Raw genomic sequence first — 12,466 nt, forward strand, 5'->3', positions numbered from 1 at the left:
GACCCTGGGGCAGTCTCACTCGTTCGTGGCTCGTCGTGCGCCGGTGTGCCGGGTAGAGCACCTGCCGGAGGCGAACCATGGAACAGACTGCGCTGCGTCCCAAGCCCATGCCCGGTCAGGAACCGGCCGGCGGCACCACATCCCGCCCGGCCCGGCGTCCGCACGCCGCGCCCCGGCGCGGCCGACGGCTGACGAGCCTGCTGTTCGGCCTGTTCGTCGCGGGCGTCCTGGTCCTCGCGGGCGTCGGGCTCGGCACGCTCGGCGCCACCGTGATCGGCATGAGTAAGCTCGCGGACCTGCAACGCCAGGCGGGGCAGCAGGGGCCGGGCCGGGGGGAGGGGCAGGGGGCGGACCCGGCGGGTGGGCGCAGCGGCACACCCGCCGGGTCCGGGGCCGGGGTCGAGTCCCGTTCCGGAACCGGCCCTTCCCGGCCGCCCTCCGGCGGCGCGAGTCCGAGTTCCTCGCCGTCGGCCGTGACCGCGACGCTCGGGGTCGAGGCCGTCGACGCGGAGAAGGCGGGCGCCCTGCTCGTCGGCGTCCACATGCCTGGCCCGGGCTACACCGCGGGCCTCGTCCGAGGGGACGTACTCCTCACGTTCGGCGGCGCCCGGGTCGACTCGGCGGCCGATCTCGCGCGCGTGGTCGCCCGCGCCCGCCCCGGTGCCGAGATCACCCTCACCGTCCGGCACCGCAGCGGCGGCTACCAGCAACTGGTCGCGATCCCGGGCGTCGTCACCTGACGCCCTCCGTCACGCGACCACCCTGAAGTGGCTGGTCAGCCGCCCGCTGTCGGCCAGCACATGGAACGCGAGGCCGACCGGCGCGTCCCGGTCCGCGACCTCCGTGCCCTCCCAGGGCAGCCGCAGGGTCCAGGTCACCCCCGGGCCGACGGCCAACGGCCGTCCGGCGAAGGTCGTGGCGGCCGGTGTGTGCGCGTGGCCGGTGATCAGCCCCGCGATCTGCGGCCTGCGCTCCATCAGGGCGGCCAGCCGGTCGGGATCGCCCAGTCGGCAGGCGTCCGGCAGCGGGTGGTGCAGCGCGACCGGCGGATGGTGGAAGGCGAGCAGTGCCGGGACGCCCTCGTCGAGTTCGTCGAGCGTCGAGTCGATCCAGTCGTACGTCTCGTCGTCGAGGGCGCCTTCGTCGCTCCCGGGCACGCTGGAGTCGCACATCAGGACGGCGGCGTCGTCGAAGACGTGCGCGCTGTTGACCGGGGCCCCGCCGGCGGGCAGTCCCAGCAGCGCCTTGCGGTACGGGGCGCGGCTGTCGTGGTTGCCCGGGCAGGTGAGTACGGGGAAGGGCGCGTCGCCGGTGCGCAGTCCGAGGAGGTGTGCGGCCTCCTCGTACTCCGCCTCCGTGCCGTGGTCCGCGATGTCCCCGGTGACCAGCAGGGCGTCCACATGCCCCGGCAGTTCCCACAGCCGGTCGCGCACCCGTTCGGCGCGTGCTGTGGAGCGTGCGGTTCCGTCGAGGTGCAGATCGCTGATGTGGGCGAGTACGAGCATTGCCTTCCGCCTCCCTTAATGGTTCAAGGAGATCTAAGCATTAGTACTAATGCTTGCTCAAGCTCCTTCCGTTAGTAGTGGGCGTGAGAGGCCTACAGGAAGAGCCGTCAACCGGCTCGCGCCGCACCTCCCGGCCGGGCAGGATGCTGCCCGTAGCCCCTCGCCCTTCCACGGAGGCCCGGATGACCGGCAGCAGGCCCGCGCCCTTCACCGCCGACGACTACCGGGACCGGATGCGGCGTGCCGCCCGCGCGGCCGAGGACGCGGGACTCGCCGGGCTCCTGGTGGCACCGGGACCCGACCTCGTCTGGCTGACCGGCTACGCGCCCACCGCTGTCACCGAACGCCTCACCCTGCTCGTGCTGGCCGCCGGACAGGACCCGGTCCTCGTGGTCCCCGCCCTGGAGGCCCCGGACGCGGCACACGCGGCGGGCGCACCCGCCCTGACCCTGCGCGACTGGACCGACGGCAAGGACCCGTACGCGGCCACCGCGGCCCTACTCGACGCGGCCGGCCGCTTCGGGGTCAGCGACAACGCCTGGGCACTGCACCTGCTGGCACTCCAGAAGGCGCTGCCCCGCACCTCGTACGTCTCCTTCACCGAGGGACTGCCGATGCTGCGCGCCGTGAAGGACGCGGCGGAACTGTCCCGGCTGGCAGCCGCGGGCGCGGCTGCGGACGCAACGTACGAGGAGATCCGGAAGGTTCCCTTCGGCGGGCGCCGCGAGAGTGACGTCGCGGGCGATCTAGCCGAGCTGCTGCGGCGGTTCGGGCACTCCCAGGTCGACTTCACCATCGTCGCCTCCGGCCCCAACGGCGCCGATCCGCACCACGAGGCGGGCGACCGGGTCATCGAGCGGGGTGACATGGTCGTCCTCGACTTCGGCGGCCTCCTCGACGGCTACGGCTCCGACACCTCCCGCACGGTCCACGTCGGCGAACCGGACGCCGAGCGGCGCAGGGTCCACGACATCGTGCGCGAGGCCCAGGAGGCCGGTTTCCGCGCCGTACGGCCCGGCGCCGCGTGCCAGGACGTCGACCGGGCGGCCCGCGCGGTCATCACCGCGGCCGGGTACGGCGAGTACTTCATCCACCGCACCGGCCACGGCATCGGCGTCACCACGCACGAGCCGCCGTACATGATCGAGGGCGAGGAACTGCCCCTCGTCCCCGGGATGTGCTTCTCCGTCGAACCCGGCATCTATCTGCCCGGCCGCTTCGGCGTCCGCATCGAGGACATCGTCACGGTCACCGAGGACGGCGGCCGGCGCCTCAACAACACCACCCGAGAGCTGGTCACCGTGGACTGACCGACCACGCACCCGGGGCCCCGCCCCTCCGCCACCCTCCCCTCCGGACGACAACGGCGCGACCATGACCCAGGCACCGACACCCACCGCGGACACGGTCCGCCGACTGGTCCGCTCACTCCTCGCGGACAGCGCCCCCGGCACGGGCGCGGCTACCGGGCCCGACGTCCGGCCCGTCGGCGCGGGCGGCGAGGGCGGCGAGGGCGCGACCTGGTGGGTGGGCACCCGGCACGTCCTGCGCCTGGCCCCCGACCGGGAGGCCTCCGCGCGACTGCGCCGCGAACTGCGGCTGCGCGACCTCGTCCGCCCGCACCTCGGCGTCGCCGTGCCCGTCGGCGTGGCGCACGGCGAGTGGGCCGGCGGACTGGCCTACACGCTCGACACCAGGGTGCCCGGCGGCACGGCCGAGGAGCACGACGTCTCCGCCGTCGGCGAGGCCGATCTGGCCGGGCTGCTCACGGGCCTGCGCGAGGTGCCCGCACGCCAGGCCGAGACGCTCGGGGTGCCACGGGTCGCGCCCCGCTCCCTGGAGGCCCTGCGCCGGGCCGCCGTGAGCGCGGCCGAACGCCTCGCCGCGGCCGACGAGTTCGACCCCGCGCGGCTCCACCAGCTGACCTCGTCCGCCACCACCCAGCTCGCCGCACAGGCCGGTACGTCGGTCCTCGTCCACCACGGCCTCAGGGGCGAGCACCTCGTGGTCAGCGCCGACGGGCGGGTGCGCGGCGTGCTCGACTGGACCGACACGGTCGTCGGCGACCCGGCCGAGGACATCGCCGGCCTCGCCCGCGCGGTCGGCGCACCCGCCGCCGTGCGCGCCGCCACCCTCGCCGGATACGCGGCCCGCCCCTGTCTGCGCGGCCTGTGGCTCGCCCGCTGCGACACGGTCGTCCGGCTCGCCGACAGCCTGGCCGGCCGCGACACCGGCCCACGGCCCCTGCTCAGGGTCCAGCTGCGCCGAGCTTGGGAGGCGATCCTGCTGGAACGGGTGACGGAGCTGCGGGAGCGGGACGAGGAGGAGTAGTCGGGCGGCGGGCGGGACGGGGGAGGGGGAGCAGGAGGGGCCACGGTGCGGGGCGCCGGGCAACGTAAGCGTTTACGCAAACGATTGCGTAAACGCTTACGTCCACGAGACGCTCACCCTTGCTCCAGCACCACGCAGGACTCCCCGGGGACGTGCAGCAGCCCGTCCGCGCCCGGCAGTTCGACCGGTTCCCAGGCGGCCAGGACCTGTGCCCGGCGCGGGCCCAGGGGGATCGCCGCCGAGGTCTTGGCGAGGTTCGCCACCACGCGTACGTCCCCGCGCCGGAAGGCGAGCCAGCGGGCGTCCTCGTCGTAGGCGACCTTGATGTCCGACAGGTCCGGGTCGGTGAGGTCGGGCTGTGCGTGGCGCAGGGCGATCAGTTCCCGGTACCAGGACAGCACGCGCGCGTGGGGCTCGTTCTCGGGCTCCGACCAGTCGAGGCAGGAGCGGTCGCGGGTCGCCGGGTCCTGCGGGTCAGGGACGTCCTCCTCGGCCCAGCCGTGCGCCGTGAACTCCCGCCGCCTGCCCCGCCGTACGGCCTCCGCGAGGTCCGCGTCCGTGTGGTCGGTGAAGAACTGCCACGGGGTGCCCGCCGCCCACTCCTCGCCCATGAACAGCATCGGTGTGAACGGCCCGGTGAGCATCAGCGCGGCGGCGCAGGCCAGCAGACCGGGGGAGAGGGCGGCCGAAAGGCGGTCCCCCTGGGCACGGTTGCCGATCTGGTCGTGGGTCTGCGTGTAGCCGAGCAGCCGGTGCGCGGCGACGCCCGTACGGTCGAGCGGGCGGCCGTGCGCCCGGCCCCGGAACGTCGAATAGGTGCCGTCGTGGAAGTAGCCGCCGGTTAGCGTCTTGGCGAGCGCCGCGAACGGGGCCCGCGCGAAGTCCTCGTAGTAGCCCTGCGACTCGCCCGTCAACGCCGTGTGCAGGGCGTGGTGGAAGTCGTCGCTCCACTGGGCGTGCAGCCCGAGACCGCCGCCCGCGCGCGGGGTGACGAGCCTAGGGTCGTTGAGATCCGACTCGGCGATCAGTGACAGCGGCCGGCCCAGCTCGGCGGCGAGGGCGTCCACGGCCGTCGACAGCTCCTCCAGGAAGTGGCACGCGCGCGTGTCCCGCAGCGCGTGCACCGCGTCGAGACGCAGCCCGTCGATCCGGTAGTCGCGCAGCCAGGCCAGCGCGCTGCCCAGCAGATACGCGCGCACCTCGTCCGACCCGGGCGCGTCCAGGTTCACGGCGGAACCCCACGGCGTCTGATGCGTGTCCGTGAAGTACGGGCCGAAGACGGGCAGATAGTTGCCGGACGGGCCCAGATGGTTGTGCACGACGTCCAGAACCACGCCCAGACCGAGCGCGTGCGCCTCGTCGACAAAGCGCTTCAGCGCCTCGGGGCCGCCGTACGGCTCGTGCACCGCCCACAGCGACACCCCCTCGTACCCCCAGCCGTGCCGCCCCGGGAAGGGGCACAGCGGCATCAACTCGACGTGCGTGACGCCCAGTTCCACCAGATGGCCCAGGCGCCCGGCCGCCGCGTCCAGCGTGCCCTCGGGCGTGTACGTGCCCACGTGCAGCTCGTACAGCACCGCCCCCGGCAGCGCGCGGCCCGCCCACTCGGTGCGCCAGGTGTGCAGGCCGTGGTCGACGACCGCGCTCAGCCCGTCCGGGCCGTCCGGCTGGCGGCGCGAGCGCGGATCGGGCCGTACGGGGCCGTCGTCCACGGCGAAGCCGTAGCGCGACCCGTCCGCGGCCTCGGCCTCGCCGGACCACCAGCCCGCGCGCTCCGGATCGCGCTCCAACGCGCGCGTGCCCGCGTCGCAATGGAGCGTCACACGACTGGCCTGCGGTGCCCACACCTCGAAGTGCACGGACGGATCCCCTTCGTCTGCCGGGTGCTGCCCACCGGGAGGTAGCCCGTCCCATCGTGCTTCAAACGCCCGCACTCCGCGCTTGAATCCTCACCATTGCCCGAGGTGTCGTCGGACCGGTCCGGGAGGCCGCCGTTTCCGCGTTTTCTGGACACCCCGCGCGCACTGCCCGACAATCACGAACGTGACGTCGTCCTTCGAGTTCCACACGTACCCAGCGCGTCTCTCGGACGCGGAGCGCGACCGGGCGCTGAAGGTCCTGCGGGACGGAGTCGCCCTGGGCCGGCTCTCGCACGACACGTTCATCCGGCGCATGGAACTCGCGCTCGCCGCCCGCCGCTCCGACGAACTGGCCGTCCTCACCGCCGACCTGCCCACCGAGAACCGCCTGTCCCGCCTGGTCTTCGGCACCGTCGAGGCGGTCTCCGGCTTCACGGTACGGCTGCGCAGGGCCTGGCAGTCCGAGCGGCTCCCCAAGCTGCTGCTGCCCCACCCCGGCAGCGGCCACCCCCTGCGCATAGGGCGCGACCCCGCCAACGGCCTGCGGCTCACCCACGAGACGGTCTCGCGCGTGCACGCCGAACTCCGGCACCAGGGCGGCCTGTGGGTGCTGCGCGACCTCGGCTCGACCAACGGGACCACGGTGAACGGCCGCCGGGTGATCGGCGCGGCCGTCGTGCGCGACGGCGACCAGATCAGCTTCGGGCACATGGCGTTCAGGCTCGCCGCGGAGTGATCCCGCGCGCGTGGGTGCCCTCCCCGGAGGGGCGATTCACTTTGCCCGCCGCGGTGTTGACGTACCCCCGCAGTCGTGACTGACTGTGCGTGCGCCTTGTACACCAGGTGATCCGACGGTCCCGCTCGTGGAGGTGTGTCCTGTCGCCGCTCCTCCGCTACCCGTCCGTGGACGAGCTGGCCGACCGGGCCGCCGCGCTCGTCGCCCGGCACCCCGCCGACGCCCGGCTGCGCACCGTCGGCACCTCGCGCGGCGGTACGCCCCTGTGGCTGCTCTCCGTGGGCCACGGCGACCGACAGGCGCTCGTCGTCGCCGGACCGCACGCCAACGAGCCCGTGGGCGGCGCGACCGCCCTCAGGCTCGCCGAGCGGGCCCTCGCCGACCCCGGACCGACCGTCCGCGCGGACGCCACCTGGAACCTGCTGCTGTGCGTCGACCCCGACGGGTCGCGCCGCAACGAGGGCTGGCTCGGCGGCCCTTACACCCTCGGGCACTACTTCCGTAACTTCTTCCGGCCCGGCTTCCTGGAACAGCCCGAATGGCTGCCCGACGGCGCGGCCCGCGCCGCCCTGCCGGAGACCCGCGCGCTGCTCGCCGTCCAGGACGAACTACGGCCGTTCTTCCAGTGCTCGCTGCACGGCGTCGACGTCGGCGGCGCCTTCGTGGAACTCACCCGCGACCTGCCGGGCCTCCCGCAGCGCGTCGCCGAGACCGCCGCCCGGCTCGGCATACCGCGCGAACTCGGCCCGTTCGACACCCTGTACTGGCCCCGCCTGGGACCCGCCGTGCACCGGATACCGCCGCCCAGACGCGGCGACCTGGCCGCCGCCATCACGGAGGCGGCCGTCGAGTCGACCTGGTTCCATCCGCACCGGCACGGCACGGTGACCGCGATCGTCGAGGCGCCCATGTGGGGCGTCGCCGCCGTGGAGGACGACAGCCCGCCCGCCGACGCCGACGCGGTCCTGCGCACCGTCAGCCACACCCTGCGGCACGACACGCGGTATCTGGAGCTGGCCCTCGGACGTCTGAGACCCCACCTCGCGCGCGTGCCGGACGCGGACCGGCTCCTCGCCCCCGTGGACGACTACCTCCTGGTCTGCCCCGGCCTCGCCGACGCCTGGGACCCCGACACCGACGACGGCACCGCGCGCCCCCTGCCCCCGCTCAGCACCGCCCACCTGGCCACCCTGCGCATCGCCGGGCGGAAACTGGCCCTGCGCACGGCGGGACTGCTGCACCAGCTGGCGTGCGCCGCCGGTCCGGGGGCCGCCGACGTCCGGTGCGCGCTCGACCGGCTGATCGACGAATGGTGCGCCGACTACCGCGACGGCTGCGGTGCGCGCTGGATACCGGTCGCCCGTCAGGTGGAGTACCAGTCGCGGGTGGTGCTCGCCGCGTTCGAACTGGCGGGCAGGCACGCGCGCGTGGGCTCACGTTCGGGTGAGCCGGGCTGGGGAGCGGGGGCCGCGGTGCCGATGCACAGGGAATGACCCACACGATCGACACCGGCGCCCCCGGCCGGACCGACAGCACCCTCAGGACCACCGTGCGAGCCGTACGCGGTGCCCTGCTGGCCGTCGGCCTCCTCGCCGCGGCCTCCGCCCCCGCCCAGGCCGCCTCCCAGTACACCGCCGGGGACAACTGGCTCTACGTCACCGTCACCCGGGGCGAGTCCGGTTCCGGCGGCACCCGCGGCACCCTGGTGCTGTGCGACCCGCCCCAGGGACACGCCCAGGCGGACCGGGCCTGCGCGGACCTCGACGCGGCGGACGGCGACATCGCCGGCATCCCGCCGCGGAAGGTCATCTGCCCGATGCTCTACGCCCCGGTCACCGTGCACGCGCACGGCGAGTGGAACGGCCGCCCGCAGGAGTACGACAGGACCTTCTCCAACGGCTGCGAACTGGGCGCGAGGACCGGCTCCGTGTTCGCCCTGTAGCGGTCCGCCGAGGGCGCCCCGCGGAGGCCGAACCGCCTAACTCCTCGGGGCGGCCCCCTCGCGCGCGTGCCGGGCCGCCGCCAGCACCGTGCGGGCCTGGTGCTCGACCTGGTGCTCCAGGGGCACCCAGCGGGCGCGGAAGCGGTCCATGAAGGCCTCGCTCCAGACCGTGACCAGGTGTTCGAGACGGGGTGCCGCGCGGTCGTCGGTCTCCCGCAGGACCCGCAGCAGCATCGCGGCGGCCCGCAGCGGCAGCCGGCGGCCGAAGGCGTCCACGCTCCCGACGTACGCCATCGTCGTGTCGGCGGGCGGTGTCCGCGTCCAGTCGGCGGCCAGTCCCGGCACCAGCTCCAGCGCCCACCGGGCGGCCCGCAGCAGCGGCACCTCGGGGCCCGCCGGCCGGGGCAGCGCGTCCGCGAGGACCCGCTCGACCTCCAGCCCGTCCCGCAGCAGACGGTCCGCGAGCCGCCGTATCGCCGCCGCCGGGGCGGGATGCGGGGCCGGGTCGTCGACCAGGTCGCTGGCCCACATCGGCACCTCGACGACGGCGGTCAGCCCGCCGTACCGGTGGGCGTGGTACCAGGTGCTGTGCCGGGCGTCGTCCGGCATGCTCGGGTACGCCGCGTGCGAGCCCGGCGCCGGCATCACATGCACCCCGGGTCCCGACGCGGGCCAGCCCGCCGCGTCCGAGGCGCCCGTCTCCACCGGGATGTGCAGCTCCGCCGCCGACTTGGCGAACGGTTCGGCGAGCCCGGGGATGTCCTTCGTGAGCTGTACCCAGCTGCCGCCCACGTCGGTGCCGTGCAGGGTGACCTGGAGGTAGGGCCGCACCGCGTCGATGACCCCCATCAGGGCACGGGTCTCGGGCGGCAGCCGGTCGGGCGGCAGCACCGAGGGCGACCACTCCGGCTGCTCGGGCCCGGCGGGCCGGTAGAAGCCGAGGTGGTAGTCGAGCAGGCTGCGCGGCGCCGGAGTGACATGCAGGCTGGCGCCGTCCGGGTCCGCGCACAGCAGGAAGTGCCAGGCGGTGTCCGCCCGCAACTCCCGGTCGCGCAGGGCCCGTTCGGCGAGGGCGAGGAGCGTGGAGCCGCCCGTGGGCTCGTTGGCGTGGGCGCCCGCGACGACGAGCACGGCGCGCTGCGCGTGGCCCACGGACAGCAGGTGCAGGGGCCGCCCCGCGCGGGAGGAGCCCACCTGCCTGAAGGAGCACAGGCCGGGCCGGTGAGCCGCCAGCGCCCGGGCGGACGAGACGAGTTCGTTCACACTGGGGTAGCGCAGCTCCGGCAGGAGACTCACCCCCGTCTGGTCCACCCTGCGTCGCAATCCGCAGTACCCCATGGCGTCCAGGAACTGTCAAGAAGGTGACGGGGCGGCTCCAGGGGGCGCCAAGGAGCATTCGCCGCCGACGCGGCGGACGGACACGGTCCACGGGGGCGGTCGGCGGGGGCACCGGCCGTACGGACGGCACGCGTACACCCGGCCGAGGGCACGCGCGCGTGCCGCCCACCGGGCGCGAGGCGGGCGACGCCGGTCACGACCACGCGCCGGTCGTCCCGCACCCGCTCCGGGCCCGCGCGCGGCCGTGAGCCGGGCGCCGGAGCGCCCGCACAGGCGCGCGAAGAAGCCTCACGCGCTCCACCAACCCCGCGCGCGCCCCCTGGTGCCGTCCCGTCACTCCTCGCCGACCCGCTCCAGCAGCGCCACCGGCAGCCGCGCGAAAAGCTCCGCCACGCGCGCGTGCCCCGTGAACTCCCGCTCCGGGGCCAGCAGATCGGCCCACCGGCCCGGCGGCAGCGGCAGCCGCGTGTCCTGCCAGCCGCCCGTGTCCGCCAGCCGAAGCGACAACCGCGTGATCGCCGTGACCACCTCCCCGGAGCGCGCGAACGCCAGACAGTGCGCCGCCGCCGGACCCTCCGCGACAACAGGCGCGTATGTCGCCGTGTCGCCGAACACCCCGGGACGCCGCGCGCGCAGCCGTAGCGCCGCCCCCGTCAGCTCGGCCTTCACGCCAGGCACCTCCGGAGGGAAGCTGGCCGGGCGCCGGTTGTCCGGGTCCACCAGCGCCCGGTACTCGCTCTCCGTGCCCTGGTAGAGGTCCGGCACGCCCGGCATCGTCAGATGGACCAGGGCCGCCCCCAGGACGTTCGCCCGGACATACGGCTCCAGGACGCCCCGCAGCGCCGCCACGGCCTCGCCGGGCGCCCCGCCCGGCCCCGCCGCCACGAAGGCCGCCACAGCCGCCTCGTACGCCGGTTCCTGCTCCGTCCAGGCGGTGTGCAGGCCGGCCTCCCGGACGTGCTTCAGCAGGGCGCCCTGGAGCCGCTCCGGGTCCGCCGGGCCCAGCCCGAAGGCCGTCTGCCAGGCCGCCCACGCCAGCTGGGCGTCCGGCACGCCCTCGCCGGTGCGCGTGACCTCCGCCAGGACGTCCGCCCAGCGCTGCGGGCACTCGGTGAGCACGGCCAGCGCCGCGCGGACGTCGGCGCTGCGCTTCGTGTCGTGCGTCGACAGCACCGTCCCCGTGGCCGGCCAGTCGCGCTGCACGCGCGCGCAGTAGGCGTGGAAGTCCTCCGGCGACACCGCGGGGCTGCCCGGACCGCCGCCGACCTCGGTCGCCGACAGCAGCGGCACATAGCGGTAGAACGCCGTGTCCTCCACGGACTTCGCCCGCAGCGCCGACGCCGTCTGCGCGAACCGGTCCCGGAACTCGGCCTGCCCGGGCCCGTCCCCGCAGCGCCCCAGGAGCAGATTCCGTACGACGTCCACGGCCCCGCCCTCCTCCGGGACGGTGAACGTCCGCCGGGCCTCCTCGGCGGCCTCCTCGGTGACCAGGGAGGCCGCGTCGCCGGGGGTGTAGGGGCGGTAGACCTCCAGGCGGACCAGCAGCTCGCGCAGCGCGGTCCGCAGGGCCCAGGGGGCGCGGTCGCGCAGGGCGGGGTCCGGGGAGGTGGCGCAGATACGGTTCGCCACCCGGGTCAGCCGGTCCACCTCGGTGGCCAGCTCGTGCGTCACCACCTTGTACGCGGCCCGCCGTACCGTCGCCTCCCAATGGCCGCCACGGTCCGCCTGAGGGGCCGCGAAGCGCCGGTACTGGCCGAGGAGTTCACCGGCGCCCGCCGGGTCCGTGAACAGGCCGTCCACGTGCCGCAGGGCGTCGTACCCGGTGGTACCCGCGACCGGCCAGCCGGCCGGCAGCCGCTCCCCGTCGGCCAGGATCTTCTCGACCACCGTCCAGCGGCCCCCGCTCGCCCCGTGCAGCCGGCGCAGATAGCCGCCCGGGTCCGCGAGACCGTCCGGATGGTCCACCCGCAGGCCCTCCACGACCCCGTCGTCGAGAAGTTCCAGCAGTTTCCCGTGGGTCGCCGCGAACACCTCCGGGTCCTCGACCCGCACCCCGATCAGCTCCGAGATGCTGAAGAAACGCCGGTAGTTCAGCTCGGTGCGGGCCAGCCGCCACCACACCGGGCGGTACCACTGGGCGTCGACGAGCTGCGGCAGCGGCAGTTCCTCGGTGCCCTCGCGGAGGGGGAGGACATGGTCGTAGTAGCGCAGGACATGACCGTCGTACCCCAGGTGCGCGTCCTGCCACCGCTCGACCTTCAGCTCGTCGCTCACGGCGCCGAGCGGCTGCCCGAGCAGCGGCATCAGCACCTGGCCGCCCTGCGCCTCCCAGTCGATGTCGAACCAGCGCGCGTACGGGGAACCGGGGCCCTCCCTGAGCACCTCCCACAGGGGGCGGTTGTGGCGCGGCGACATGGCCATGTGGTTGGGCACGATGTCGGCGATCAGCCCGAGACCGTGCTCCCGCGCGGTGCGCGCCAGTGCGCGCAGCCCGTCCTCGCCGCCGAGTTCACCGCGCACGCGCGCGGGGTCCACGATGTCGTAGCCGTGCGTCGACCCGGGCACGGCCTCCAGGAACGGCGACAGATGCAGGTGCGAGACGCCGAGCGAGGCCAGATACGGCACGGCCGCCGCCGCTGCGTCGAACGGGAACGCGGGCTGGAGCTGCAGCCGGTAGGTGGCCGTGGGCACGACCGGGTCAGGGCGCTCAGGTGTCATGGGAACCTACGTACCCGCCCAGCAGCCTTTCGTGTCA

The 12,466-nt window shown here is 74.7% G+C and carries 10 protein-coding genes; 6 read left to right on the plus strand and 4 right to left on the minus strand.

The features are described 5' to 3' along the window. Positions 1-77 precede the first annotated feature (77 nt). Positions 78-740: a PDZ domain-containing protein gene (locus CW359_RS06455; RefSeq protein WP_105968779.1), complete on the plus strand. Its 663-nt coding sequence runs from the start codon at positions 78-80 to the stop codon at positions 738-740. Between the two features lie 9 nt (positions 741-749). Here the strand turns inward: CW359_RS06455 and CW359_RS06460 are convergent, their stop codons facing one another. Beyond that, complete coding sequence (locus tag CW359_RS06460; protein WP_105968780.1) at positions 750-1,505, minus strand: metallophosphoesterase; 756 nt, start codon at positions 1,503-1,505, stop codon at positions 750-752. A 182-nt stretch (positions 1,506-1,687) separates the two neighbouring features. Between CW359_RS06460 and CW359_RS06465 the strand changes: the two genes are divergently transcribed. After that, positions 1,688-2,815, plus strand: a complete 1,128-nt coding sequence (locus tag CW359_RS06465; protein ID WP_105968781.1) for an aminopeptidase P family protein — start codon at positions 1,688-1,690, stop codon at positions 2,813-2,815. 64 nt (positions 2,816-2,879) lie between these two features. Then, the gene (locus CW359_RS06470; protein ID WP_105968782.1) at positions 2,880-3,836 is read left to right on the plus strand and encodes an aminoglycoside phosphotransferase family protein; all 957 of its coding nucleotides are present in this window, start codon (positions 2,880-2,882) and stop codon (positions 3,834-3,836) included. Between the two features lie 113 nt (positions 3,837-3,949). On the opposite strand, the gene treZ is transcribed toward CW359_RS06470, so the two are convergent. Then, entirely contained in the window at positions 3,950-5,695 is a 1,746-nt protein-coding gene (gene treZ, locus CW359_RS06475) for a malto-oligosyltrehalose trehalohydrolase (RefSeq protein WP_105968783.1), read from the minus strand. Positions 5,696-5,879: 184 nt separating this feature from the next. On the opposite strand from treZ, the gene CW359_RS06480 reads away from it, so the two are divergent. The 3 genes from CW359_RS06480 (at position 5,880) to CW359_RS06490 (ending at position 8,373) form a co-directional block, all read left to right on the plus strand. Then, entirely contained in the window at positions 5,880-6,431 is a 552-nt protein-coding gene (locus CW359_RS06480) for a DUF1707 and FHA domain-containing protein (protein WP_105968784.1), read from the plus strand. Positions 6,432-6,598: 167 nt separating this feature from the next. Next, complete coding sequence (locus CW359_RS06485) at positions 6,599-7,924, plus strand: M14 family zinc carboxypeptidase (protein ID WP_105968785.1); 1,326 nt, start codon at positions 6,599-6,601, stop codon at positions 7,922-7,924. Continuing rightward, on the plus strand, positions 7,921-8,373 hold the full coding sequence (locus tag CW359_RS06490) for an SSI family serine proteinase inhibitor (RefSeq protein WP_105968786.1): 453 nt from the start codon (positions 7,921-7,923) through the stop codon (positions 8,371-8,373). Before CW359_RS06485 ends, CW359_RS06490 begins: the two co-directional genes overlap by 4 nt. Before the next feature lie 36 nt (positions 8,374-8,409). On the opposite strand, the gene CW359_RS06495 is transcribed toward CW359_RS06490, so the two are convergent. Both CW359_RS06495 and treY read right to left on the minus strand, forming a co-directional pair. Continuing rightward, complete coding sequence (locus CW359_RS06495; RefSeq protein WP_105968905.1) at positions 8,410-9,669, minus strand: M14 family zinc carboxypeptidase; 1,260 nt, start codon at positions 9,667-9,669, stop codon at positions 8,410-8,412. A 375-nt stretch (positions 9,670-10,044) separates the two neighbouring features. After that, complete coding sequence (gene treY / locus CW359_RS06500) at positions 10,045-12,429, minus strand: malto-oligosyltrehalose synthase (protein WP_105968787.1); 2,385 nt, start codon at positions 12,427-12,429, stop codon at positions 10,045-10,047. Positions 12,430-12,466 lie beyond the last annotated feature (37 nt).

Origin of the sequence: Streptomyces geranii (genome assembly GCF_002954775.1) — a bacterium.
GTDB lineage: Bacteria > Actinomycetota > Actinomycetes > Streptomycetales > Streptomycetaceae > Streptomyces > Streptomyces geranii.

Bases quoted from the DNA above. Each gene is read 5' to 3' on its own strand.
- CW359_RS06455 (WP_105968779.1), top strand. From the start codon at position 78: ATGGAACAGACTGCGCTGCGTCCCAAGCCCATGCCCGGTCAGGAACCG.
- CW359_RS06460 (WP_105968780.1), bottom strand. From the start codon at position 1,505: ATGCTCGTACTCGCCCACATCAGCGATCTGCACCTCGACGGAACCGCA.
- CW359_RS06465 (WP_105968781.1), top strand. From the start codon at position 1,688: ATGACCGGCAGCAGGCCCGCGCCCTTCACCGCCGACGACTACCGGGAC.
- CW359_RS06470 (WP_105968782.1), top strand. From the start codon at position 2,880: ATGACCCAGGCACCGACACCCACCGCGGACACGGTCCGCCGACTGGTC.
- CW359_RS06490 (WP_105968786.1), top strand. From the start codon at position 7,921: ATGACCCACACGATCGACACCGGCGCCCCCGGCCGGACCGACAGCACC.
- treY (WP_105968787.1), bottom strand. From the start codon at position 12,429: ATGACACCTGAGCGCCCTGACCCGGTCGTGCCCACGGCCACCTACCGG.